This window comes from Bradyrhizobium sp. UFLA06-24, assembly GCF_054967145.1.
Window position 1 is genome coordinate 210,618 of the sequence record NZ_JADFUE010000003.1, and the last position, 23,882, is coordinate 234,499.

At 65.2% G+C, this 23,882-nt stretch carries 27 protein-coding genes, 1 tRNA gene and 1 riboswitch; of the genes, 20 read left to right on the plus strand and 8 right to left on the minus strand.

The genetic code is table 11. The features are described from left to right. The first annotated feature begins 2 nt into the window (after positions 1-2). From pstC to phoB, 5 genes are read left to right on the plus strand one after another with little or no spacing between them, the layout of a single operon-like run. On the plus strand, positions 3-992 hold the full coding sequence (pstC, locus tag IF809_RS04905; RefSeq protein ID WP_453983750.1) for a phosphate ABC transporter permease subunit PstC: 990 nt from the start codon (positions 3-5) through the stop codon (positions 990-992). A gap of 4 nt (positions 993-996) precedes the next feature. Then, on the plus strand, positions 997-1,842 hold the full coding sequence (gene pstA, locus IF809_RS04910; protein WP_128968874.1) for a phosphate ABC transporter permease PstA: 846 nt from the start codon (positions 997-999) through the stop codon (positions 1,840-1,842). Then, positions 1,839-2,660 carry a phosphate ABC transporter ATP-binding protein PstB gene (pstB, locus tag IF809_RS04915; protein ID WP_080133537.1) on the plus strand — a complete coding sequence of 274 codons (822 nt, stop codon included), beginning with the start codon at positions 1,839-1,841 and terminating at the stop codon, positions 2,658-2,660. Before pstA ends, pstB begins: the two co-directional genes overlap by 4 nt. Before the next feature lie 11 nt (positions 2,661-2,671). After that, the gene (phoU, locus tag IF809_RS04920; RefSeq protein WP_128968872.1) at positions 2,672-3,388 is read left to right on the plus strand and encodes a phosphate signaling complex protein PhoU; all 717 of its coding nucleotides are present in this window, start codon (positions 2,672-2,674) and stop codon (positions 3,386-3,388) included. A 22-nt stretch (positions 3,389-3,410) separates the two neighbouring features. After that, positions 3,411-4,118 (plus strand): phosphate regulon transcriptional regulator PhoB, encoded by a 708-nt coding sequence (gene phoB, locus IF809_RS04925; protein WP_092289108.1) that lies wholly within the window; start codon positions 3,411-3,413, stop codon positions 4,116-4,118. 117 nt (positions 4,119-4,235) lie between these two features. Here phoB and IF809_RS04930 read toward each other — a convergent pair whose 3' ends face one another. Further along, a complete protein-coding gene (locus tag IF809_RS04930) occupies positions 4,236-4,748 on the minus strand; it encodes a GcrA family cell cycle regulator (protein WP_128968871.1) in 513 nt (170 codons plus the stop codon). Between the two features lie 456 nt (positions 4,749-5,204). On the opposite strand from IF809_RS04930, the gene IF809_RS04935 reads away from it, so the two are divergent. The 3 genes from IF809_RS04935 (at position 5,205) to IF809_RS04945 (ending at position 8,501) form a co-directional block, all read left to right on the plus strand. Further along, positions 5,205-6,407 (plus strand): acetylornithine transaminase, encoded by a 1,203-nt coding sequence (locus tag IF809_RS04935; RefSeq protein ID WP_462836983.1) that lies wholly within the window; start codon positions 5,205-5,207, stop codon positions 6,405-6,407. After that, entirely contained in the window at positions 6,407-7,330 is a 924-nt protein-coding gene (argF, locus tag IF809_RS04940) for an ornithine carbamoyltransferase (RefSeq protein WP_128968870.1), read from the plus strand. Before IF809_RS04935 ends, argF begins: the two co-directional genes overlap by 1 nt. 163 nt (positions 7,331-7,493) lie before the next feature. Beyond that, complete coding sequence (locus IF809_RS04945) at positions 7,494-8,501, plus strand: Hsp33 family molecular chaperone (RefSeq protein ID WP_128968869.1); 1,008 nt, start codon at positions 7,494-7,496, stop codon at positions 8,499-8,501. Positions 8,502-8,658: 157 nt separating this feature from the next. Here the strand turns inward: IF809_RS04945 and apaG are convergent, their stop codons facing one another. Beyond that, positions 8,659-9,051, minus strand: coding sequence for a Co2+/Mg2+ efflux protein ApaG (gene apaG / locus IF809_RS04950; RefSeq protein ID WP_164939076.1), 393 nt, complete (start codon positions 9,049-9,051; stop codon positions 8,659-8,661). A gap of 195 nt (positions 9,052-9,246) precedes the next feature. Between apaG and IF809_RS04955 the strand changes: the two genes are divergently transcribed. From IF809_RS04955 to IF809_RS04965, 3 genes are read left to right on the plus strand one after another with little or no spacing between them, the layout of a single operon-like run. Beyond that, positions 9,247-10,509 (plus strand): OpgC domain-containing protein, encoded by a 1,263-nt coding sequence (locus tag IF809_RS04955; protein WP_462836984.1) that lies wholly within the window; start codon positions 9,247-9,249, stop codon positions 10,507-10,509. Beyond that, complete coding sequence (locus IF809_RS04960) at positions 10,509-11,288, plus strand: SGNH/GDSL hydrolase family protein (protein ID WP_128968866.1); 780 nt, start codon at positions 10,509-10,511, stop codon at positions 11,286-11,288. Before IF809_RS04955 ends, IF809_RS04960 begins: the two co-directional genes overlap by 1 nt. Positions 11,289-11,300: 12 nt before the next feature. Continuing rightward, positions 11,301-12,302: an SGNH/GDSL hydrolase family protein gene (locus IF809_RS04965; protein WP_462836985.1), complete on the plus strand. Its 1,002-nt coding sequence runs from the start codon at positions 11,301-11,303 to the stop codon at positions 12,300-12,302. Positions 12,303-12,422: 120 nt separating this feature from the next. Here the strand turns inward: IF809_RS04965 and IF809_RS04970 are convergent, their stop codons facing one another. Beyond that, a complete protein-coding gene (locus IF809_RS04970) occupies positions 12,423-13,610 on the minus strand; it encodes an O-succinylhomoserine sulfhydrylase (protein ID WP_462836986.1) in 1,188 nt (395 codons plus the stop codon). Between the two features lie 75 nt (positions 13,611-13,685). Next, positions 13,686-13,765: riboswitch (SAM riboswitch) on the minus strand. A 78-nt stretch (positions 13,766-13,843) separates the two neighbouring features. Here IF809_RS04970 and IF809_RS04975 point away from each other — a divergent pair. The 3 genes from IF809_RS04975 to IF809_RS04985 all read left to right on the plus strand — a co-directional run bounded on the left by IF809_RS04975 (position 13,844) and on the right by IF809_RS04985 (position 17,243). Then, entirely contained in the window at positions 13,844-14,980 is a 1,137-nt protein-coding gene (locus IF809_RS04975; RefSeq protein WP_128969512.1) for a 2'-deoxycytidine 5'-triphosphate deaminase, read from the plus strand. Positions 14,981-15,156: 176 nt separating this feature from the next. Further along, positions 15,157-15,555, plus strand: coding sequence for a PAS domain S-box protein (locus IF809_RS04980; protein WP_462836987.1), 399 nt, complete (start codon positions 15,157-15,159; stop codon positions 15,553-15,555). Positions 15,556-15,800: 245 nt separating this feature from the next. Beyond that, entirely contained in the window at positions 15,801-17,243 is a 1,443-nt protein-coding gene (locus IF809_RS04985; RefSeq protein ID WP_462836988.1) for an MATE family efflux transporter, read from the plus strand. 54 nt (positions 17,244-17,297) lie between these two features. On the opposite strand, the gene IF809_RS04990 is transcribed toward IF809_RS04985, so the two are convergent. The 4 genes from IF809_RS04990 to IF809_RS05005 all read right to left on the minus strand — a co-directional run bounded on the left by IF809_RS04990 (position 17,298) and on the right by IF809_RS05005 (position 19,673). Then, positions 17,298-17,693: an SRPBCC family protein gene (locus IF809_RS04990; RefSeq protein WP_462836989.1), complete on the minus strand. Its 396-nt coding sequence runs from the start codon at positions 17,691-17,693 to the stop codon at positions 17,298-17,300. Positions 17,694-17,830: 137 nt separating this feature from the next. Continuing rightward, positions 17,831-18,190, minus strand: a complete 360-nt coding sequence (locus tag IF809_RS04995) for a VOC family protein (RefSeq protein WP_164938934.1) — start codon at positions 18,188-18,190, stop codon at positions 17,831-17,833. Between the two features lie 55 nt (positions 18,191-18,245). Further along, on the minus strand, positions 18,246-19,085 hold the full coding sequence (locus IF809_RS05000) for a helix-turn-helix domain-containing protein (protein WP_462836990.1): 840 nt from the start codon (positions 19,083-19,085) through the stop codon (positions 18,246-18,248). 9 nt (positions 19,086-19,094) lie between these two features. After that, positions 19,095-19,673 (minus strand): methylated-DNA--[protein]-cysteine S-methyltransferase, encoded by a 579-nt coding sequence (locus IF809_RS05005; RefSeq protein ID WP_462836991.1) that lies wholly within the window; start codon positions 19,671-19,673, stop codon positions 19,095-19,097. A 176-nt stretch (positions 19,674-19,849) separates the two neighbouring features. On the opposite strand from IF809_RS05005, the gene IF809_RS05010 reads away from it, so the two are divergent. The 5 genes from IF809_RS05010 (at position 19,850) to IF809_RS05030 (ending at position 22,170) form a co-directional block, all read left to right on the plus strand. Beyond that, a tRNA-Gly gene (locus tag IF809_RS05010) sits at positions 19,850-19,923 on the plus strand. 16 nt (positions 19,924-19,939) lie between these two features. Next, on the plus strand, positions 19,940-20,389 hold the full coding sequence (rpiB, locus tag IF809_RS05015; protein WP_462836992.1) for a ribose 5-phosphate isomerase B: 450 nt from the start codon (positions 19,940-19,942) through the stop codon (positions 20,387-20,389). Positions 20,390-20,600: 211 nt separating this feature from the next. After that, the gene (locus tag IF809_RS05020) at positions 20,601-21,182 is read left to right on the plus strand and encodes a helix-turn-helix domain-containing protein (RefSeq protein WP_128968831.1); all 582 of its coding nucleotides are present in this window, start codon (positions 20,601-20,603) and stop codon (positions 21,180-21,182) included. Beyond that, positions 21,182-21,694 carry a GNAT family N-acetyltransferase gene (locus tag IF809_RS05025; RefSeq protein WP_164938932.1) on the plus strand — a complete coding sequence of 171 codons (513 nt, stop codon included), beginning with the start codon at positions 21,182-21,184 and terminating at the stop codon, positions 21,692-21,694. The genes IF809_RS05020 and IF809_RS05025 overlap by 1 nt, the downstream gene beginning before the upstream one ends. Before the next feature lie 2 nt (positions 21,695-21,696). Next, entirely contained in the window at positions 21,697-22,170 is a 474-nt protein-coding gene (locus tag IF809_RS05030; RefSeq protein ID WP_462836993.1) for a GNAT family N-acetyltransferase, read from the plus strand. 1 nt (position 22,171) lies between these two features. Here IF809_RS05030 and IF809_RS05035 read toward each other — a convergent pair whose 3' ends face one another. Further along, complete coding sequence (locus IF809_RS05035; RefSeq protein ID WP_128968828.1) at positions 22,172-22,699, minus strand: DUF1003 domain-containing protein; 528 nt, start codon at positions 22,697-22,699, stop codon at positions 22,172-22,174. A gap of 112 nt (positions 22,700-22,811) precedes the next feature. On the opposite strand from IF809_RS05035, the gene IF809_RS05040 reads away from it, so the two are divergent. Then, the gene (locus IF809_RS05040) at positions 22,812-23,855 is read left to right on the plus strand and encodes a LacI family DNA-binding transcriptional regulator (protein WP_128968827.1); all 1,044 of its coding nucleotides are present in this window, start codon (positions 22,812-22,814) and stop codon (positions 23,853-23,855) included. The last annotated feature ends 27 nt before the right edge of the window (positions 23,856-23,882 follow it).

A 23,882-nucleotide genomic window follows, 5' to 3' on the forward strand; every position in this document is an offset into this window, starting at 1 on the left:
AGATGGCTGTTCAGAGCGACGTAATCGACGACGCCGGACCGTATGACCGCGCCAAGGCCTTGAGCGCGTTCAAGCTCGGCGATGTCACCTTCTATTGGATCACCCGGCTCTCCGCGATCTCAGTTCTCCTCATCCTCGGCGGCATCATCCTGTCGCTGATCGTCGGCGCCTTTCCGGCGATGAAGGAATACGGCTTCGCGTTCCTGTGGACGCAGCGCTGGGCGCCCTCGGCGGATCCGCCCGTGCTCGGCGCGCTCGGGCCGATGTACGGTACGCTCGTTACCTCCTTCATCGCGATGCTGATTGCCATTCCCGTCGGTCTCGGCATTGCGATCTTCCTGACCGAGCTCTGCCCGCAATGGCTGCGCCGTCCGATCGGCATGGCCGTGGAGCTGCTCGCCGGCATTCCCTCGATCATCTACGGCATGTGGGGCTTCTTCGTGCTGGGCCCGTTCCTGGCCAACACCTTCCAGCCCTTCATGATCAAGATCTTCGACGGTGTCCCCGTGCTCGGCGCGATCTTCGCCGGCCCGCCGTCTTACCTCAGCCTGTTCAATGCCGCGCTGATCCTCGCCATCATGGTGCTGCCCTTCATCACCTCGATCTCGGTCGACGTGTTCAAGACCGTGCCGCCGGTGCTGAAGGAGGCCGCCTACGGGGTCGGCTGCACCACCTGGGAGGTCGTGCGCAGCGTGGTGATCCCCTACACCCGCGTCGGCATCATCGGCGGCGTCATGCTGGCGCTGGGCCGCGCGCTCGGCGAGACCATGGCGGTGACCTTCATCATCGGCAACTCGTTCCGCATCTCGTCCTCGATCTTCGCGCCGGGCACCACGATCTCGGCGGCGATCGCCTCCGAATTCGCCGAGAGCGACGGCCTGCACCAATCCGGCCTGATCCTGCTCGGCCTGCTGCTGTTCGTGCTGACGTTCTTCGTGCTCGCGGGCGCCCGGCTGATGCTGATGCGATTGGAAAAGAAGGCGGGGACCTGACGCCATGAACCCGATTTATGCGAGCCGCCGCCGCAAGGACATCGTCGTCCGCGGCCTGTGTATTGCAGCCGCCGCCTTCGGTGTCACTTGGCTGGCGCTGATCCTAATGACGTTGCTCTATAACGGGGTCTCGGGCCTGAATGTCGAGCTGTTTGCAGCAGACACGCCACCTCCGGGCTCGACTGAAGGGGGCCTGCGCAACGCGATCGTCGGTTCGATCATCATGACAGTGATCGGCGTTGGCATCGGCGCGCCGCTCGGCCTGTTCGCCGGCACCTATCTCGCCGAGTACGGTCGCAACGACAAGCTGACCTCGGTGATCCGCTTCATCAACGACATCCTGCTCTCGGCGCCCTCGATCATCATCGGCCTGTTCATCTATGGCGCGGTGGTGGTGCCCATGCGCGGCTTCTCGGCGATCGCAGGCTCGCTCGCGCTCGCCGTGATCGTTATCCCAGTGGTGCTGCGCACGACGGAGGACATGCTGCTGCTGGTGCCGAATGCGCTGCGCGAGGCGGCCTCGGCGCTCGGCCTGCCGCGCTCGCTGGTGATCAAGCGGATCGCCTACCGCGCCGCGCGCTCCGGCCTCATCACCGGGGTGCTGCTCGCGACCGCCCGCGTCGCCGGCGAAACCGCGCCGCTGCTCTTCACCGCGCTGTCGAACCAGTTCTTCAGTCTCGGCCTGAACAAGACGATGGCGAACCTGCCCGTCACCATCAACAACTTCGTCCAGAGCCCCTACGCCTATTGGAAGCAGCTCGCCTGGAGCGGTGCGCTGCTGATCACGCTCACCGTGCTTGCCCTGAACATTGGCGCCCGCATCCTCGGCGCCGAGAGGACCGCAAAATGACCGACCTGTCCGTATCCGTGAGCTCCAACGCTCATCTGGCCTCGCAGCAGCCGCTGCCGGAAGCGCCGGCGAAGGTGACAGTGCGCAACCTCAACTTCTATTACGGCGAGCACCACGCGCTGAAGAACATCAACCTGACGCTCGGCACCAACCGAGTCACCGCCTTCATCGGCCCGTCCGGCTGCGGCAAGTCGACCCTGCTGCGCATCTTCAACCGGATGTACGACCTCTATCCGGGCCAGCGCGTCACCGGCCAGTTGATGCTCGACCAGACCAACATCCTCGACCCCAAGCTCGACCTCAACCTGCTGCGCGCCCGCGTCGGCATGGTGTTCCAGAAGCCGACGCCGTTCCCGATGACGATCTACGAGAACATCGCCTTCGGCATCCGTCTCTACGAGAAGATCTCGAAGTCCGAGATGGACGACCGCGTCGAGAAGGCGCTGCGCGGCGGCGCGCTGTGGAACGAGGTCAAGGACAAGCTCAACGCCTCCGGCCTGTCGCTTTCCGGCGGGCAGCAGCAGCGTCTCTGCATCGCCCGCACCGTGGCGGTGCGGCCCGAAGTGATTCTGTTCGACGAGCCCTGCTCGGCGCTCGATCCGATCTCGACCGCCAAGGTCGAAGAGCTGATCCAGGAACTGTCCGAGAACTACACGATTGCGATCGTCACCCACAACATGCAGCAGGCGGCCCGCGTCTCCGACAAGACCGCCTTCATGTATCTCGGCGAGCTGATCGAGTTCGACGACACCAGCAAGATCTTCACGTCGCCATCCGACCGGCGTACGCAGGATTACATCACCGGCCGGTTCGGCTGAGGAGACGGAACATGGGTTCTGAACATACCGCAAAGGCCTTCGACACCGACCTCCAGGAGCTCACCCGTCTGGTCGCCGAGATGGGCGGCATCGCCGAGCGCATGATCGTCGATTCCGTCGATGCGCTGATCCGCCGCGACGTCGCGCTCGGTCAGCGGGTCGTCACCATCGACGCCGAGCTCGACACGCTGCAGAGGAAGATCGAGGAGCGCGCCGTGCTCACCATCGCGCGCCGCCAGCCGATGGCGGTCGATCTGCGCGAGATCGTCGGCGCGATGCGCGTTGCCACCGATCTCGAGCGCATCGGCGACCTCGCCAAGAACATGGGCAAGCGCGTCGCGGCGCTGGAGACCGACTTCCATCCGCTCAAGCTGTTCCGCGGCCTCGAGCACATGACCGACCTCGTGCAGCAGCAGGTCAAGTCGGTGCTGGACGCCTATGCGGCGCATGATCTGCCGGCGGCGATGGCGGTGTGGAAGGGGGACGAGGAGGTCGACGCCATCTGCACCTCCCTGTTCCGCGAGCTCCTCACCTACATGATGGAGGATCCGCGCAACATCTCGTTCTGCATCCACCTGATGTTCTGCGCCAAGAACATCGAGCGGATCGGCGACCACGCCACCAATATCGCCGAGACCGTGTTCTACATGATCGAAGGCCAGGCCATCACCGACAAGCGGCCGAAGGGCGACATGACGACGTTCGCCACGACGGTCCCGAACACCTGATTACGCAAGGAGCGACGACCCGATGGGCGCACGCATCATGGTGGTTGAGGACGAGGAAGCTCTGACCGAGCTTCTCCGCTACAACCTCGAAGGCGACGGCTATGACGTCGAGACGGTGATGCGCGGCGACGACGCCGACACCCGTCTCAAGGAGCACATCCCCGATCTGATCGTGCTCGACTGGATGCTGCCGGGGCTGTCCGGCATCGAGCTGTGCCGCCGGCTGCGGACGCGGTCCGACACCAAGCAGCTGCCGATCATCATGCTCACCGCGCGCGGCGAGGAGAGCGAGCGGGTGCGGGGGCTCGCCACCGGCGCCGACGATTACATCGTCAAGCCGTTCTCGGTGCCCGAGCTCTTGGCGCGCGTGAAGGGCCTGCTCCGCCGCGCAAGCCCCGAGCGGCTCGCAACCGTCCTCGCCTTCGGCGACATCGAGCTTGATCGCGAGAAGCGCCGCGTGGCGCGCTCGGGCCGTCCGATCGATCTCGGCCCGACCGAATACCGCCTTTTGGAGTTCTTCCTCGAGCATCCCGGCCGCGTGTTCTCGCGCGAGCAGCTGCTCGACAGCGTCTGGGGCCGCGACATCTATATCGACGAGCGCACCGTCGACGTTCATATCGGCCGGCTGCGCAAGCTGCTCAATCTCGGCCGCGAGCAGGACCCCATCCGCACCGTCCGCGGTGCCGGCTATGCGCTGGACGATCGCTTTGCGAAGGCCGAGCAGACGTAGGTTTGCGCAGGTGAGTTGCGTACGACGGCTGCGGCGGTCTCAGCCGTCGCCGACACCGAGTCCGTTGAGCCGTGATCGTGTCACGGCTGTCGTCGTTGTCAGCTAAATTCGTTCAGCTCACCGCGCGCCCGGCTTCGCCGGCGCACGCCGGCGATCGGCGGCCGGCTGATACGCAACCCGCGAGTGCTGGGCGCAGTAGGGCAGGCCGGACAGCGCCTTTCCGCCGCAGAAGAAGAAATCCGGGCTCGAGGGATCGCCGACCGGCCAGTGGCAGGTGGCCTCGTTCAGCTCGAGCAGCGACAGCCGCTGGCTCATCGGCACCACGTTGTCGTAAGTGACGGGCTCTGCCTCGACCTCGACCTCGAAGGCCTGCGCCAGCGCGGTGTTGCCGCGCGCCATCGGCCGGCTCACCCGCATCATGTGCTGCGCGGGCCGCGCTTTGCGCGGCCGTGGAGCTGCCGACGTCGGGCTCTTGGCGCGGCCGGACAGGCCGAGCCTGTGCACCTTGCCGATCACGGCGTTACGGGTGACATTCCCAAGCTCGGCGGCGATCTGGCTGGCCGAAAGTCCGGCCTCCCAGAGCTTTTTCAGCTGCTCGACGCGATCGTCGGACCAGGTCAAAACCGTCATTGCACCCTTTCCTTCGCCGCGCGCCGCCATCTTCGGGGCGGCACGACGAATGCCTAAGTCTCGAAAAACCCGTGCCGTCAGAATCCCTTAAGGCTCGCCGGGCGCGCGAGATGCGCCCGAACGTTTACGCCGGTACATGAGGACTTCTGGGATCAGGACTGCTGCACGAGATGTCGTATCTGACAAGCCAAACGCTACAATATGGCGCGACTCACGCGCAAGAGTCCGCCGACTCGCTTCCACATGTTCCGTGGCGAAATTCCCGCAAAAACGCCACCGCAAGACTACGGAATCAGCGTTTCGCGAGGCTTTCCGGGCGGCATTGACACCGGTTTCACCAGGCCTAAGATAGTCGCGCGTGCCGCCCTTAAAAGGCGGCACGTTTCGTTTTCCGGGCCGGTCAATGGTGCGTTGCGCAATGCACCCTTCACCGTCCGCAACAATCAAGTGATCGTCATGACCAGCAGCGCAGCGCCGCATTTGCTCCCCGTTTTCGCCAGGGCCGACATTGGTTTTGAGCGCGGCGAAGGCGTCTGGTTGATCGCGACCAACGGCGATCGCTATCTCGATTTCACCTCGGGCGTCGCGGTGAATGCGCTCGGCCATGCCCATCCTGCGCTGGTCAAGGCGTTGCAGGAGCAGGCAACCAAGCTCTGGCACATGTCGAACCTGTTCCAGAGCCCTGATGGCGAGAAGCTCGCCGCGCGCCTGTGCAGCGAGAGCTTTGCGGACTTCGTTTTCTTCTGCAATTCCGGCGCCGAGGCGCTGGAGGGCGTCATCAAGCTGGTGCGCCACCATCACTTCTCCAAGGGGCACCCGGAGCGCTACCGCATCATCACGTTCGAGGGCGCCTTCCATGGCCGCACGCTGGCGACGCTCGCCGCGACGGGCTCTGCAAAATATCTCGAAGGCTTTGGTCCGCCGATGGACGGCTTCGACCAGGTGCCGCATGGCGACCTCGAGGCCGTCAAGAAGGCGATCGGCCCGCACACCGCCGGTATCCTGATCGAGCCGATCCAGGGTGAGGGCGGCGTGCGTTCGGCGCAATCAGGCTTTCTCAAGGCGCTGCGTCAGCTCTGCGATGAGAAGGGTCTGCTGCTCGCGTTCGACGAGGTGCAGACCGGCATGGGCCGCACCGGCGATCTCTTTGCTCACCGGCGCACGGGCGTCACGCCCGACGTGATGTCGCTGGCGAAAGCGCTCGGCGGCGGCTTCCCGATCGGCGCGATACTGGCGACCGCCGATGCTGCCGCCGGCATGGGCCCCGGCTCGCACGGTTCGACTTTCGGGGGCAATCCGCTGGCGATTGCGGCCGCGAATGCCGTGCTCGACGTCATGCTCAAGCCCGGGTTCTTCGACCACGTGCAGAAGATGTCGTTGCTGCTCAAGCAGAAGCTCGCCTCCGTGATCGACCGCCACCCCGATGTCGTCAGCGAAGTGCGCGGCGAGGGGCTCCTGATCGGCATCAAGGCCGTGGTGCCCTCCGGCGACCTGGTCGCAGCGCTCCGCAACGAGAAGCTGCTCACCGTCAGCGCCGGCGACAATGTCGTGCGCTTCCTGCCGCCGTTGATCGTCACCGAAGCCGAGATCGAGGACAGCGTCGTCAGGCTCGAACGCGCCTGCACGGCGCTGTCCGGCAACAAGCGGGCGGCAAGCTGATGAGCAAGTCACCCAAGCACTTCCTCGATATCAACGAGCTGCCGCTGTCGGAGCTCAAGAGCATGCTCGCGGCCTCCTCCGCCATGAAGGCGAAGCAGAAGGCGCATCAGCCGGTCAGGCCGCTCGAAGGCAAGACGCTGGCGATGATCTTCGAGCGGCCGTCGACCCGCACCCGCGTCTCGTTCGATGTCGCCATGCGCCAGCTCGGCGGCGAGCCCATCATGCTCACCGGCGCCGAGATGCAGCTCGGCCGCGGCGAAACCATCGCCGACACCGCGCGCGTGCTGTCGCGTTATGTCGATGCCATCATGATCCGCATCCTCAATCACGAGGCGCTGCTGGAGCTCGCGGCGAACGCCACGGTGCCTGTCATCAACGGCCTGACACGGCGCTCGCATCCCTGTCAGGTGATGGCAGATCTGATGACCTTCGAGGAGCATCGCGGCCCCATCGAAGGTCGGACGGTGGCCTGGACCGGCGACGACAACAACGTGCTGGCGTCCTGGGCCCATGCCGCCGAGCGTTTCAAGTTCAAGCTCAATGTCGCGACACCGCCGGAACTCGCTCCGAAGAAGGTGATGCGCGACTTCATCAAGGCCACCGGCGCATCGATCGTGATCGGTACCGATCCGGAAGCCGCCGTGAAGGGCGCCGATTGCGTCGTCACGGACACCTGGGTGTCGATGGGCGACAAGGAAGGCGAGCACCGCCACAACGTGCTCAAGCCCTATCAGGTCAATGCCAAACTGATGTCGCTGGCCAAGCCCGATGCGCTGTTCATGCACTGCTTGCCCGCCCATCGCGGCGAGGAGGTCACCGACGAAGTGATCGACGGCCCGCAATCGGTCGTGTTCGACGAGGCCGAAAACCGCCTGCACGCGCAGAAGGGCATTCTGGCCTGGTGCTTTGACGCGGTGAAGTAGCCTTCCTTGTAGCCCGGATGGAGCGCAGCGAAATCGGGGGGCCGGGGATGGACTAGTCCCGGATTGCGCTGCGCTCCATCCGGGCTACGCAGGCCGTCGTTCCATCGACGGAATGCGGGCGTACCTCTTTCATTTTGCATCGACCGATCCCAGATAGAGCGCCATGGTTTCCCAATCCCCCGACATGAAAACCGGACCCGAGGGCCCGGTTCGCGCGCCTTCGGCGGTTCCGATCGACGATGCCGTGCTGCCTTACGAGGTCGACGCGCTCGACGTCCGCGGCCGCCTGGTGCGGCTCGGCCCCGCGCTCGACGACATCCTGACCAAGCACGATTATCCTGCCCCGGTCGGCAAGCTGCTCGGCGAGGCCATCGTGCTCACGACGCTGCTCGGCTCTGCGCTGAAATTCGAGGGCCGCTTCATCCTGCAGGCCCAGACCGACGGTCCGGTGTCGTTCCTGGTGGTGGATTATCAGGCGCCGGATCGCCTGCGCGCCTATGCGCGCTTCGATGCCGAGCGTCTCGGCGATGCCAAGGATTCCGGCGCGCTGCTCGGCCGCGGCCATCTCGCCATGACCATCGATCAGGGGCCCGACATGAGCCGCTACCAGGGCCTGGTCGCGCTCGACGGCGGCAGCCTGGAAGATGCCGCGCACGAATATTTCCTGCGCTCCGAGCAGATCCCGACGCGCGTGCGTCTTGCGGTCGGCGAGGAGTGGCGCTCGAGCGACGGTGGCAAGCATCGCTGGCGTGCCGGCGGCATGCTGATGCAGTTCTTGCCGAAGGCGCCTGAGCGCGCGCGGCAGGCCGACCTGCATCCCGGCGACGCGCCCGAAGGCGCCGAGGTGCATAGCATCGCCGAGGATGATGCCTGGGTCGAGGCGCGCTCGCTGATCGAGACTGTCGAGGACGTCGAGCTGATCGATCCCGATCTCTCCGGCGAGCGGCTGCTCTACCGCCTGTTCCACGAACGCGGCGTGCGCGTGTTCAACCCGCTTGTGCTGAAGGCGCAATGCTCCTGTTCGCGCGACGCGGTTGCGTCGATGCTGAAGAGCTTCTCGCCGGATGATCGCATCGCGATGGTCAAGGACGACAAGGTCGTCGTGACCTGCGAGTTCTGCAGCTCGGTCTACCAGTTCACGCCGCACGAGGCGGGCGTGGAGAGCGCCTAGGCGCCACGTACGTCATTGCGCACCATATACTTGGTGTCATCGCCCGACTTGATCGGGCGATCCAGTACTCCGAGACGGTAGCGATGAAATCGAGAGGCCGCGACGTACTGGATGCCCCGGTCAAGCCCGGGCATGACAGTTGTGGGTGCCGTCCGCTCTAGTTCAACACCCGCTTGTTGTCAGGGCTGTCGAGCGAGAACGTCGGCACCTCGATCTCGAAACGCTCGCCGGTCTCGCTGACCATCTGGTAGCGGCCGGTCATGAAGCCGGAGGCGGTCGAGAGCGGGACGCCCGAGGTGTATTCGAAGCGCTCGCCGGGGGCGAGGGTCGGCTGCTCGCCGACGACGCCTTCGCCCTTGACCTCCTGCTGCCGGCCGGAGGCGTCGGTGATGATCCAATGCCGCGTCTTGAGCTGCACGGTCTCCTCGCCGGAATTGGTGATGACGATGGTGTAGGACCAGAAATAGCGCGAGCGGTCGGCCGACGACTGCTCCGGAACAAAGTTCGGCTCGACGGTCACTTCGATCTGGCGGGTCACGGCGCGGTACATGGTTGCCATCATAACGAAATCCTCGTCCGGAACCAAATGCCGCGGGGGCTTTGGCGACATCGTCCCGCCAGAATTAACGGGGAAGTACACCCCCAAGATACACCCGTATGTGATCCGGCCGCTTTGCGAGGCGGCGACCGGACCGATACACTCCCTTAGAAACGTCGCGATTTGCGGAAGGGTTTTTGGGCCCCGATGACCATTGCCGATCAAGTGACGGGATCGATCGCAGGAACCGCAAGCGCCACCCCCGCGGGTGCCAAGCCCGTGGAGGCGAAGCTGCGTGCGCCGGCGATCACGCTGCCCGCCATCGGCGAGCGCGAGCTCAGGCTCGACCTTTTTCGCGGCCTGGCGCTGTGGCTGATCTTCATCGACCATCTGCCGCCGAATTTGCTGACCTGGTTCACGATCCGCAATTACGGCTTCAGCGACGCCACCGAGATCTTCATCTTCATCTCCGGCTACACCGCCGCGTTCGTCTACGGCCGCGCCATGCTGGAGAACAGCTTCGTGGTCGCCACCGCGCGCATCCTGCGCCGGGTCTGGCAGATCTATGTCGCCCACGTCTTCCTGTTCACGATCTTCCTCGCCGAGATCTCCTATGTGGCGACCAGCTTCGAGAACCCGCTCTACACCGAAGAGATGGGCATCATGGATTTCCTCAAGCAGCCCGACATCACCATCGTGCAGGCGCTGCTCTTGCGCTTCCGTCCCGTCAACATGGACGTGCTGCCGCTCTATATCGTGCTGATGCTGGCGCTGCCGCTGATCCTGTGGTCGATGAAGTGGAAGCCGGACGTCACGCTGGCGCTGTCGGCCCTGCTCTACGCGGCGACGTGGGAGTTCGACCTCTACTTCTCGGCCTATCCGAACGGATTCTGGGCGTTCAATCCGCTGGCATGGCAATTGCTGTTCGTGTTCGGGGCCTGGTGCGCGCTCGGAGGTGCGCGACGCATGTCGCGCATTCTCGCCTCCCCGGTGACGATGTGGATCTCGATTGCCTATCTCGTCGCAGCGTTCTGCGTGACGCTGACCTGGTACGTGCCGCAGCTGTCGCACTACATGCCGAAGCGGCTCGAGCAGTGGATGTATCCGATCGACAAGACCGACCTGGACGTGCTGCGCTTCACGCATTTCCTGGCGCTGGCGGCGCTCACCGTGCGCTTCCTGCCGCGTGAGTGGCCGGGCCTGAAATCGCCGTGGCTGCGGCCGCTGATCCTGTGCGGCCAGCATTCCCTGGAGATCTTCTGTCTCGGCGTCTTCCTGGCCTTTGCCGGCCATTTCATCCTGGCCGAGGTCTCCGGTGGACCGGCCATGCATGCGCTGATCAGTCTCGCCGGAATCCTGATCATGTGGGCGGTGGCTTGGGTGATTTCGTGGTACAAGCGCGTGGCTGACAAAAGCGGTGCGAAAACCAAAAACGCCGTCGGCAACGCCGATCTGGCGGGAGGGGGCTGATGAAGGCGAAGGTACTCCTGAGCCTGATCCTGCTGTGCGGTGGCCTCGCCGCGCCGTCGGCGCGCGCCGAGGATGCTGCGCCTGCTGCTCCGACCCTGCCCGCGGCGTGCGAATTGCCGTCCTACCTGCTGACAAGCGAAAGCCAGCTCCACAAGGTCGCCGACACCGTCAAATCAGGCAAACCGCTCGAAATCCTGGTCGTCGGAAGCCGCTCGACGACCATTCCGTCGTCGGAGAGCAGCTCCTATCCGGCGCGCATGGAGGCGATCCTCAAGGAGAAGCTGCCGCCGTCGGAGGTCGTGCACGTCTCCGTAGAAATACAGAGCAAGAAGACCGCGGAGGAGACTGCCGGAAGCTTCGTTAAGCTGATGGAAGCAAAAACGCCTACTTTGGTGATCTGGCAGACCGGGACCGTGGATGCTATCCGATCCATCGATCCCGACGAGTTTCGCAACGCGGTGACCGAAGGGGTCGCTGCGTTGCAAAATGCAGGGGCTGACGTCGTCTTGATGAATTTGCAGTACAGCCCCCGCACCGAAACCATGATCTCGGCGCCGCCTTATCTTGATAATATGCGGGTGGTGGCGCAGGAGCATGATATCCCGCTGTTCGACCGTTTCGCGATGATGCGGCAGTGGAATGATCAGGGTCAGTTCGACCTGTTCAGCCCGACCCGCGGCCCAGAGCTGGCGAAGCAGGTCCATGATTGCATCGGCCGGGCGTTGGCACAGTTCGTGATCGACGCCGCCCATCTGGGGCCGGCCGAGCAGCAAAATTGAGGTCTAGCGTTAATGAGTTCTCTCCGCCCTTTTTGCCTGTCGACACGGCTGGCTGCGCCCGCAGCGGCGGCGCTGCTGATGCTGATGCCCATCGTGCAGACACCCGCTCGCGCGCAAGCCGCGCAGACGACAGCTGCTCCACAGCAGGCGGCTGATCCCGCTCCGCCGTCACCGTCCCAGACGACCGTCGCCGCAACCGGCCAGCCGGCAGGCGAGCAGCGCGGTCTCACCTCGCGCGCCATCGACAAGGTGAAGCAGGTCGCGAAATCCGCCGGCGATATTTTCAGCCGCGTGCCCTGCCTGTCGCCGAAGGGCGTCTCGAAGACCATGGGCTCCTTGCCGCATGTCGCGAACAAGCTCATTGCCGGCAAGCCCGTCGTGATCGTCGCGTTCGGCTCGTCCTCGACCGCGGGCTTTGGCGCGAGCTCGCCGGACTTCAACTATCCGAACCGCCTCGCCGTGCAATTGCGTCGGCAATATCCGACCGCCGATATCACCGTCATCAATGCCGGTGTCGGTGGCGAGGACGCGCCCGAGATGATGAAGCGCCTCCAGAAGGAGGTGATCGACGTGCATCCTGACATGGTGATCTGGCAGGTCGGTACCAATGCCGTGCTGCGTAACCTCGATCCCGGCGATACGGCGAAAACAGTGGAAGAAGGCATCAGCCGGATCCAGGCCGCCGACGAGGCCGACATCGTGCTGGTCGATCCGCAATATTCACCTGCCGTCAACAAGCGCGCCGAGAGCGCGGGCAAGATGGTGAAGTTGCTCGGCAAGGTCGCCGAGCTGCGTCACGTCGGCATTTTTCCGCGCTTCGAGGTGATGCGCGACTGGCACGAGAAGCAGGCGCTGCCGGTCGAGAGCTTCGTCATCGCCGACGGCCTGCACATGAACGATTGGGGCTATGCCTGCTTCGCCCAGTTGCTCGGCGACGACATCATCCGCTCGGTCGGCCAGATCAAGCTTGGCGTCAACGTGCCGGCGGATGTGCGGACCTATCGGCCGATGTAGGCACGGGTGCCGCAAGGTGGGCAAAGGCGCGCTCCTCGCGCGCCGTGCCTGCCGTCTCTCAGCTTAATCGCCGCAATTGGTGGGCACGCTGCGCTTTGCCCACCCTACAGAACTCGTTTCTCACGCCTTCTCCAGCGCCGCGGTCAAATCCTCGATCAGATCATCCGGATGCTCGAGCCCGGCCGAGAAGCGGATGAATCCCTCGCCGATCCCGAGCTCGGCGCGTACCTCGGGCTTCAACCGCTGATGTGTCGTCGTCGCCGGATGGGTCACGAGGCTCTTGGCATCGCCGAGATTGTTCGAGATCTTCGCGAGCTTGAGCTCGTTGAGCACGCGGAAGGCCGCGGCCTTGCCGCCCTTCACCTCGAAGCCGACCAGCGTCGAGCCGCCTCGCATCTGCTTCTTGACCAGCGCCGCCTGCGGATGATCCTCGCGGCCGGGATAGACCAGCCGCGCAATCTTTGGATGGCTTGCCAGCACGTCGGCGATGCGCGCGGCGGTGTCGGTCTGCGCGCGCACGCGCACGCCGAGCGTCTCCAGTCCCTTGAGCAAAACCCAGGCGTTGAACGGCGAGATCGACGGGCCGGTCTGGCGCATGAAATTGTGGATGTGCTCGGCGATGAAGGCTTCCGACGACAGGATGATGCCGCCGAGGCAGCGGCCCTGGCCGTCGATATGCTTGGTCGCGGAGTAGACGACGACGTCGGCCCCGAGCGCGAGCGGGCTCTGCCAGATCGGCGTTGCGAACACGTTGTCGACGATCAGCCGCGCGCCGGCCTGGTGCGCGATCTCGGCAATGCCAGGAATGTCGAGCACGTCGAGCGTCGGGTTGGTCGGGCTTTCCAGGAAGAACGTCTTGGTATTGGGTTTCGCCGCCAGCTGCCATTCGTCGAGATTGGCACCGTCGACCAGGGTGGTCTCGATACCGTAGCGCGGCAGCAGGTCCTGCAACACATAGAGATTGGAGCCGAACAGCGCGCGCGACGCCACCACGTGATCACCGGCCTTGAGCGGCGCCAGGATCGCCGTCGTCACTGCCGCCATGCCGGTCGCAGCCGATCGCGCGGCCTCGGCGCCTTCGAGCTCGATCATGCGGCGCTCGAACATTGCGATCGTCGGGTTCGAATAGCGCGAGTAAATGAAGCCGGGGTCCTCGCCCTTGAACCGCGCCTCGCACTCCTCGGCGCTGTTGTAGACGTAGCCCTGCGTCAGGAACAGCGACTCCGACGTCTCGCCATATTGCGAGCGCAGCGTGCCGGAATGGACCAGACGGGTTTCGGGGCGGTAAGCAGCAGGCGACTTCGACATAGGACCCTCCGATATGACCGTCTCGTCAAAAACGGTCACAAAAAAAACCGGCCTGGATATCTCCACGGGCCGGGATCACAGAGGTCCCCGGCCTGTTTAGCGACTTATTTAACGTGGCTGCAAGCCGGCCGGCTCAAATCACCACGGGATAAGTGATGCTCATATTCCGCAATGCCCTTTCCGTCAAGGCGTCCATCGGATAGCCGTAAATGCTGGTATTTTCGCATGTCCGGATGCGTTTGCCCCCTGACGAGGATTCCCGGTTGAGTTTCACGGTCGCCGCCGACGCCAATGGTATCCTGCCCGACCGCATGATCGCGGCGATGGCGGAAGAGGGCCTTATCCTGCCCGCCTACGATTTCGTCGAAAGCCAGATCCAGCCGGCGAGCCTCGATCTGCGCCTCGGCGACATCGCCTATCGCGTGCGCGCGAGCTTCCTGCCCGGTCCCGGCGCCACCGTCGCCGAGCGCATCGACCAGTTGAAGCTGCACGAGTTCAGCCTCGCCGACGGCGCGGTGCTGGAGACCAACTGCGTCTACATCGTGCCGCTGCTGGAGAGTCTCGCGCTGCCGCCGGAGATCGTCGCTGCCGCGAACCCCAAAAGCTCCACCGGCCGCCTCGATGTCTTCACCCGCGTGATCGCCGATGGCACCCGCCGCTTCGACATGATCGGCGCCGGCTATCACGGTCCGCTCTACGCCGAGATCAGTCCGAAGACGTTCCCGGTGCTGGTGCGCGAGGGCTCGCGCCTCAGCCAGGTGCGCTTCCGCACCGGCGATGCCATCCTCACTGCCGACGAGCTCGATGGCCTGCATGCCGCCGAGCGCCTGGTCGATGTCGACGATGCCGATCTCACGGGCGGCGTCGCCGTCTCCGTCGATCTCTCCGGCGAGAAGGGCAGTGGCTTCGTCGGCTATCGCGCCAAACGTCACACCGGCGTCGTCGATGTCGATCGTCGTTCGGGCTATGCGGTGGAAGATTTCTGGGAGCCGATCTCGGCGCGCCCCGACGGCAGCCTGATCCTCGATCCCGGTGAGTTCTATATCCTCGCCTCGAAGGAAGCGGTGCAGGTGCCGCCCGATTATGCCGCGGAGATGGTTCCGTTCGATCCGCTGGTCGGCGAGTTCCGCGTGCATTACGCCGGATTCTTCGATCCCGGCTTCGGCTATGCAGGTGCCGGCGGGCAAGGATCGCGCGCCGTGCTGGAAGTGCGCTCACGCGAAGTGCCGTTCATCCTCGAGCACGGCCAGATCGTCGGCCGCCTCGTCTACGAGAAGATGCTGTCTCGCCCCGATGCCATGTACGGCCAGCGCATCGGTTCCAACTACCAGGCGCAGGGCCTGAAGCTGAGCAAGCATTTCCGGGTGTAGTGTGAGCCTCGCGCTCCGCTGTCATTCCCCGCGAAAGCGTCGCGAAAGCGGGGAATCCAGTACGCCGCGGCTTCTCGACTTGATCACCGCCGTCTCGGAGTACTGGATCGCCCGATCAAGTCGGGCCATGACACCGAATTTGTGTCAGGATGTATGAAATCCAACGAGGTCTCGCCATGACCGATCAACTCGACGCACACATCCTCAACGACGTCGCCGATGCGCTGATCTATTCGGATCGCTCCGGCACCATCATGCGATGGAATCGCGCATCCGCCGCACTGTTCGGCTTCGCGGCAGACGAAGCGCTCGGCCAGAATCTCGATCTGATCATCCCCGAGCATCTGCGCGCCGCGCACTGGAAGGGCTTTGAGGCCGCGCTCGCCAGCGGCGCGATGAAGCTTGCGGGCAAGCCGACGCTGACCCGCGCGCTGCACAAGAGCGGACGCAAGCTCTACATCGAAATGACCTTCGCGCTGGTGCGTGACGCGGGCGGCAACGTGCTCGGATCGGTCGCGATGGCGCGCGACGTCACCGAGCGCGTCGAACGCGAGCGCGCCGCCAAAGCTTCGTAAAATTGAAGCTTCGCTAAACTAAGGCTCCGCAATCGGGCCGTCGCAAAATTCGTGATGCGGAGTTGACCCAGGACCGCAATTCCACGGGCCGAAATGCGCTGCCGCAGAGCACGCCTGCACCTGACGCAGGAGGAATCGGCGGCCGGCGTGCTAACAATTGCCGGACGCGCCTTTCGCGCGAGTGAATTGATTAGCACACCTATGCATTGCCGCGCCGCAGATGGCGCATTTGCCCGGGAGACGAAATGACGGACATCGCCGAGATCCCGGTCGATGAGCAGGAACGTCCGCTGCCGCCGTCCCCGCGCCCCGTGCGGAGTGCGCTGACCGACGGGCCGATCCTGCGCACGCTGCTGGGGCTCGCCTGGCCGAACGTCGTCGCGCTGTCCGCCGGCACCTGCGTGGTGATCGCGGAGACCTCCTATATCGGACGTCTCGGCGTCGAAGCGCTGGCCGCGATGGCGCTGGTGTTTCCGACCGTGATCCTGACCATGACGATGTCGGGCGGCGCCATGGGCGGTGCCGTAGCTTCCGCCATCGCACGCGCGCTCGGCGCCGGCGACCGCGAGCGTGCTGGGACGCTGGCCGCGCATGCACTCCTGATCGGCATCACCTTCGGTCTCGTGTTCATGCTGGGCATGCTGATCTTCGGGTCCCAGGTGCTCACCATGCTCGGCGGGCGCGGCAATGTGCTGACTCATGCGATCGCCTACACGCAGGTGTTCTTCGGCGGGGCGGTGCTGCCCTGGCTGCTCAACACCATGGCTGGCGTGCTGCGCGGCACCGGCAACATGAAGCTGCCGTCGCTGTTGATCCTCAACTCCGCGGTCTGGCAGATCGTGCTCGGCGGCACCTTGGGCCTCGGGCTCGGACCCGTCCCGCAGCTCGGCATGCGCGGCGTCGCGGCCGGTGCGCTGATCGCCTATTCCATGAACATCTGCATCATGGGCTGGTATCTGTTCTCGGGCCGCGCGCGCGTCGTCCCCAAGCTGCGCGGGCTTCGCATCCAATGGGCGATGTTCTTCGACATCCTGAAGGTCGGCGCCATCGCCTGCTTCTCGCCGCTGCAATCGGTGCTGACGATCTCGATCTTCACCCACTTGCTGGCGAAGTTCGGTACCGCGATCCTTGCCGGCTACGGCATTGGCGCGCGGCTGGAATTTCTGCTGACGTCGATCGCGTTCTCGTTCGGCATCGCCTCCGTGCCGATGATCGGCATGGCGGTCGGCGCCGGCCGCATCGCCCGTGCCCGCCGCATCGCCTGGATCGCGGGCGCGAGCGCCTTCGTTGCCGTCGGCACGCCCGCCTGCCTCGTCGCACTGTTCCCCGATCTCTGGGTCAACATCTTCACCCACAGTGCCAATGTGCGCGCGACCAGCCATCAATATCTGTCGACGGTAGCGCCGTTCTACGCCTTCATCGGCCTCGCCTCGACGATGTACTTCTCGTCGCAGGGAGCGGCCAAGGTGATCGGTCCGGTGCTGGCGCAGACCGCGCGGCTGATCTACATCGCGACCTGCGGCTGGTGGCTGTCGACGCACGAAGCCACCGCGCAAAACTTCTTCTGGCTCGCCGCAAGCTCGATGGTCGTGCTCGGCCTGCTCTCGAGCTCCAGCGTGGTGCTGACCCGCTGGGGTCCGCGCGAGGCGAAGCCGGCGGTTCGTCCGGCGCTCTCGGCCGCCGATTAGCGGTTCCTGTGGCGGCGATGGCCGCAACAGCTGACCTCGGGGGATCGGACAAGGCTAGCCCGACGGAAACGCCTTGTGCATGGCGGTCACGGCCGCCTTGGTCTGCTCCTGCACGTAAGGGGCAAGCTCGTTCGGCAGCATGTCGATGATCCAGACCAGGCGACATTTCGCCTCGCCAACGGCAATCACCTGCACCGAGGCGCTGTAATGCTTCAGCCGTTCGCTGGTGATCGCATAGACCAGCCGCTGCCGCGCATCGTCGCAATCGACCAGCGTCTCGCGCGCCACCGAGCCGTTGGCGAAGGTGACGATGCGCGCATCGCCGTCGAGCTCGCAAGCGGTGACGAATCCCGGCACCAGCCGCCGAGGCAGCGCGCCGAAATCGCGCACCGCATCCCAGACGTCGCGGGCCGGGGCGGGGAGGGCGATGTCGTTGTGGATGGAGGCCATGTTGTTCCTCTGGAGAAAGATCCCGTAGGGTGGGCAAAGGCGCACTTGCGCCGTGGCCACGACCTATTGCTGTTTGCACGTGATGGTGGGGACGCTACGCTTTGCCCACCCCACGAAATTTTGCGTGTTGCGATCACTCACGTACAAACCGCCTCGATGTTGTTGCCATCAGGGTCGATCAGGAACGCCGCGTAGTACGTCGGGCTGTAATCCTTGCGCGGCCCGGCGCCGCCATTGTCGCGGCCGCCGCTCTTCAGACCTTCGCTGTGAAACGCCTTCACCGCATCATGATTCCCGGCGCGAAATGCGATATGCGCGCCGTCGGCCTTGCGGCCCTTGTTCAGATGCAACCAGAGCGCCGGCTCGCCCTTCGGCCCGAAGCCGGCATAGCCGTCGCCGCTCGAGCACAGCACGTAACCCAGCGGCGCCAGCACGGCGGTGTAGAAACGCGTGGCGGCGTCGAGGTCGGCAACGCGCAGCCCGATATGGTCGTACATGGTCATCTCCATTGCAAAGCGCGCCGCAAGCGGCGTGCGCCGAAGACGACCTTAGTCAGTTGAGGGCGAGCGGCTCTTGGAGAATCTTGCGCCTGCCCTTCGAGGCCTGCCGGAACCTGGTCGGCGACACGCCGGCGGCGCGATGGAAGGTGCGGACGAAATTGGAGAGGTCGCCGAACCCGACATCATAGGCGATGTCGGTCACCGCGATGTCGTCCTCCGTGAGCAGGCGCGCCGCATGCCGCAGCCGCGAGCGCACCAGATATTGATGCGGCGTGACGCCGAGCACGTTGGAAAACAACCGCAGGAAATGGAACGAGCTCAGCCCTGCCAGGCGCGCGATCTGTTCGAGATCGACCTCGGCATGGGAGTTGTCGTCGATCCACAACGCGGCCTCCACCGCGCGGCGGCGGTCGCGCGCCGTCGTCGTCATCTTTTTGCGCGGCGTGCCCGAGACTATCTCGACAAAGCGGGCGGCCAGAAGCTGCCCGATCTCGTCGAGGCCCAGATCGCTGTTGCCATCTGCCGCGGCTTGCGCGAGCTCGCCCAGCACCATCAGCGCGGGCAGCGGCGGCGTCGCGCCGACCTGCCAGGTCTCGCGCCGCCCGCCGAGAGCATCGACGAGCTCCTCGCTGAGGAAGAACGACAGGCAGACATCGCCGCAGACGTGCTCATGCGTGCAGGTGTATTCGTCGCCGGGCGCACCGACCAGCAGCGAGCCCGCCACCAGCTCGAAGAAGCCGGCGCGGCAATGGCAGCCGAAGCTTCCCGCGCGGACATAGGCGATGGAGTGGCCGGTGCGGCACTCGGCAAACGGCTGGTCGTCCGGTCCCGCGTCGCAGCGAAACTCGGAGACCGTCATCGCGTCTGACGTCAGCAGCGTGGTCGCATCCATCCCCGGTATTTAGGAGGGCGCGCGCGGCGGAGCAACGGGCAGCAGCACATCGAACAGCGTCTTGCTGGCAATCGGATGGGCGCCTTCGAGCGACAAGAGACGTCGCTTCGAGATCACCCCGCCGTAAGGCGAGATCCTGTCGGCGTAGCCGCCCGCTTCCAGCACCCGGTGGCAGGGCACGATGATCATGTAGGGATTCCGGGAGATGGCCTGCGCCACCGAATGCGCCGCGCCCGAGGCGCCCAGCGCCTTGGCAATCTCGTGATAGGTCCGCGTCTCCCCGCGCGGGATGGTGCAGGCATATTCATAGACGCGCCGGTTGAAGGCCGACACGCCGCCGGCATCGAGACTGACGTCGGAAAAATCGGGATCGCTGCCTTGCAGCAAGGTCACGATGCCCTCGATCGCCAGCTCGGTGTTGAGCGGCGGCGCCTGCTCGCGCGCCTCGGGATGGACCTGGAAAATCCGGCGGCGGGTGTCGATCTCCCGCGCCTCTGGCAATTGCACGGCCACTACGCCGGAATTGCTCCAGACGATGCCGCAGCGGCCGATCGCCGTGTCGAAAATTGCGTAACCGCGCCCCACCATGCACACGCCCCACTCAGTGCACGTTTCTTCCCCAAGGCTCGATCATAACACTGCCACAATCCGGCGCACCCAAAATCTTGCCAGGACGTTAACGTCGGTACGGCCTGACGCGCCAAAGCTCTTGGCGCCGGACACCGTCTCGGCTAATCAGGATGAGTGCGCGATACGCGCATCAGGCGGGCGTAGTTCAATGGTAGAACGGCAGCTTCCCAAGCTGCATACGAGGGTTCGATTCCCTTCGCCCGCTCCAATTCCTGGGACGAGCAATGGCCGACAAGGACGAAAGCGCGCGCGTGGTCGCGATCGCCTGTGATCACGGGGGCTTTGCCCTCAAGGAAGCCCTGAAAGTCGCGCTGCCCGACGTGACTTGGCTGGACCTCGGCACCGATAGCGCCGCCTCCGTCGATTATCCCGATTTCGCCCACAAGCTGGCCGAGACGATCAAGGCCGGTAAAGCCGGGCGCTGCATCCTGGTCTGCGGGTCCGGCATCGGCATCTCCATCGCCGCCAACCGCCACGCCCATATCCGTTGCGCCCTCGTGCACGATGTCACGGGTGCACGGCTGTGCCGCCAGCACAATGATGCCAACGTTCTGGCGCTGGGCGGCCGGACGACCGGCGATGTGGTCGCGAAGGAATGCGTCGAGGCGTTCCTGAGCACGGCCTTCGAGGGCGGCCGCCATCAAAAGCGCATCGACAAGCTGGGCCCCTGCTAAAGCCGCTTGCTTGACCGCCCGGTCGTCCGCGGCGTTCGCCCGCCATCTCCGCCTGTCCGCTCCTCGCTTCTGCATCCTGATCGTTGCTCCCCGGCGCGCAAAGATTCCAATATATTAGCCTCTCGCTCCCCGCACACCCCGTTCCTCCGGCCTAATCTCCTCTTGCCCGGCGGATGCGGTCCATGTGCCGGGGCGTTGCGGATCAGAGGCCATGGACCAGCAAAAACTCGACAGGGCGATCGGTCGCCGATTGAAGATTCTGAGAACGCAGGCCGGCATGACCTTGAACGACCTCGCGGCGCGCTCCGGTGTCAGCCGGGCCATGATCGGGCGGGTGGAGCGGGCGCAGAGCAGTGCCACCGCGGCGCTGCTCAACAAGCTTTGCGCCGCGCTCGACGTCACGCTGAGCGATGTGGTCGCGCTGGCGGAGAAGCCGCCCGAGCGGCTGGTGCGCCTGGCCGACCAGCCGCAATGGCGCGATCCCGACAGCGGTTACCGCCGCCGTCATGCTTCGCCCGCCGATGCGGCAAGCGGCATCGAGATCATCGTCGTCGACCTGCCGGCAGGCGCGCGCGTGGCCTACAGCCCGTGGGGGCGCAGTGCCTTCACCCAGCAGCTTCTGATGCTGGAGGGCGCGATCTGCGTCTACATCGATGCCAAGACGCTGCGCCTGCGCGAGGGCGATTGCCTCGACTTCGACGTCATGCGCGCGATCACCTTCGAGAACGAAACCAGGCAAGATGCCCGCTACGTCATCATCACGCGGCGCGGCACCTCTTACGGGAGAATGTGATGTCGCTGATCGTCCGTGACGCCACGCTCGAGGATGCCGAGGATATCCTCGCCATCTATAATTTCGCCGCCATCAACACCACCGCGGTGTGGACCGACGGCCCCGCCGATCTCGCCTCGCGGCGCGAATGGATCCGCGCACGTCGGGAGGCCGGCTATCCCGTGCTGGTCGCGATGAAGGGCAGCGACGTCGTCGGCTTCGCCTCGTTCGGCGACTTCCGCCCCTTTCCCGGCTATCGCCACACCGTGGAGAATTCGGTCTATGTCGACGAGCGGCATCATCGGCTCGGCATCGGCCGCAGCCTGGTCGCCGCGCTGATCGAGCGCGCCAGTGCGTTGAACAAGCACGCGATGATCGCCGGCATCGAGGCTGCCAATGTCGCCTCGCTCGGATTGCATGCATCGCTTGGCTTTGTCGAGGTCGCCCGCATGCCCGAGGTCGGCTGCAAGTTCGGCCGCTGGCTCGATCTCGTCTTCATGCAGAAGACGCTTGCAAGTGACGTGAGGCCCTGACGATGCAGATCCGCACCGGCGATACTTTCGATCCGCGCGTCGTCGCGCTGCTCGACCACCATGTCACGGCGGCGCGGGCGCAGACGGCGCCCGGCAGCGCGCATGCGCTCGATCTCGCAGGCCTTCGCGCCAGCGACGTCGCGTTCTGGACCGGCTGGGACGGCGAGACGCTGGTGGCGACCGGCGCGCTGAAGGCGCTCTCGGTCGACCACGGCGAGGTGAAGTCAATGCACACGCTCCAGACCGCGCGCCGCCGCGGCTTTGGTGGCCAGATGCTCCGTCACATCATCGCCGAGGCCCGCAGGCGCGACATCAAGCGGCTGAGCCTCGAGACCGGCTCGTGGGACTATTTCAAGCCGGCGCATGCCCTCTATCATGCCCATGGCTTCGTGCCCTGCGCCCCGTTCCAGGGCTATGTCGAGGACCGCAACAGTCTGTTCCTGACGCTCGACCTCACGGGCCCGGCGACGCGATAATTCAGGGGCGCGTCTCCTCGATCTTGTCGAGCACGCGCTCGGGGGCGATGTCCTGGGACGCCTCCTTCAGATCGCGCTCGGACTCCGGCTTGACGTCGAGCCGCTCGGCGATCTGGGTCAGAAGGCGGGCGACCTTGGTCAGTTCGTGCTCGGCCAGCAGGCTGATCTGGAGGTCGAGATCGGCGCGCTTGCCTGCGGCCGCGGTCATGCGGTTCTGCGAAATCAGCACGAATGTCGACAGGAAGATCGCCTCCACCGACGCGACCATCGCCAGCACCACGAAGCTCTCGTCCCAGGCCGGAATACCCGGCAGCCAATGCAGATTGGCGATGATCCAGAAGCCGAACACGGCAAGGTGCAGGTAGACGAAGCTCATGCTGCCGGTGAAGGCCGTGATGGCGTCTGCGACCTTGTCTTCGCTGCTCGCCGCCCGCTGCTCCCGGCGGCGGCGCTCGACCAGGGCCCGGATGTTGCGCTCGAGGGTCGGGCTCAGTCCTTCGCCGGGATCGTGTGTGATGTCGTTACGCACGCGGCGGCAACGGCTCAGCGAATGAGCCGTTCCTCGCTGCCGGAGAGCAAAAATGCGCGCCACCCCTCAAAATGAGTTGCGCACCTCAAAACACCTCTGCTAGCCTTCAGCCATGGCTGACGAGACCGTTTCCGCCGCGTTGACGTTGAAGGACATCGCCCGCGAGGCCGGTGTCAGCCTCGCCACTGTCGACCGCGTCCTGCACAACCGCCCCGGCGTACGGCCGGAGACGGTCCGGCGCGTCCAGGAGACGATCGCGCGGAACTCCTTCCAGCCGCATGTGGCTGCGGCCGAGCTGGCCCGCGGCCGCGCCCGCCGCTTCGCCTTCGTCATGCCCTCGGGGCCGAACCCGTTCATGCAGCAGATCGAGGCCTATCTCGGCGAGATGTCGGCCTGGCTCTCGGCCCGCCGTCTCAGCGTCGAGATGGTCACGACCGACGTGTTCGACCCGTCCGTGCTCGCGGCATCGCTCGAGACCCTGTCGGGTGACTATGACGGCGTGGCCGTGGTGGCGCTCGATCATCCCGGCGTCCGCGCCGCCATCAACGATCTCGTCGAAGCCGGCACCAAGGTGGTGACGCTGGTCTCGGACGTGCCGTCCTCGCGCCGGCACCATTATGTCGGCATCGACAATATTGCGGCCGGCCGTACCGCCGGCGCGCTGGTCGGGCGGCTGGTCGGCCAGAAAGCCGGCAAGGTCGCGATCGTCGCGGGTTCGCAGGGCCTGCGCGATCACGCCGAGCGCATCTTTGGCTTCAACCAGGTCATGGCATCGGAATTCCCTGACCTCAGCGTGTTGCCGGTGCTGGAAGGGCGCGACGAGGATGCGCGTTCCGAGCAGCTGCTGGCGCGGCTGTTAGGCACGCATACCGACATTGTCGGCCTTTATAACGTCGGCGCGGGCACGCAAGGCGTAGCCAGCGCGTTGAGTGGGGCTGGTCGCGAGAAGCACGTGGTGTTCGTCGGTCACGACGTGACCGCGCTGACGCGCCGGCTGTTGCTGCAGGGCTTGATGGATGCGGCGATCTCGCAGAATCCGGGACACGAGGCGCGCGCGGCGGTGCGCGTGCTGCTCGCGCTCGCCCGTGGTGAGCCGATCCTGAGCGAGCAGGACAAGATCAGGATCGACATCGTGATGCGGGACAATCTGCCGTAGCGGCGACGAGGAAGTGGACGGTCCGCG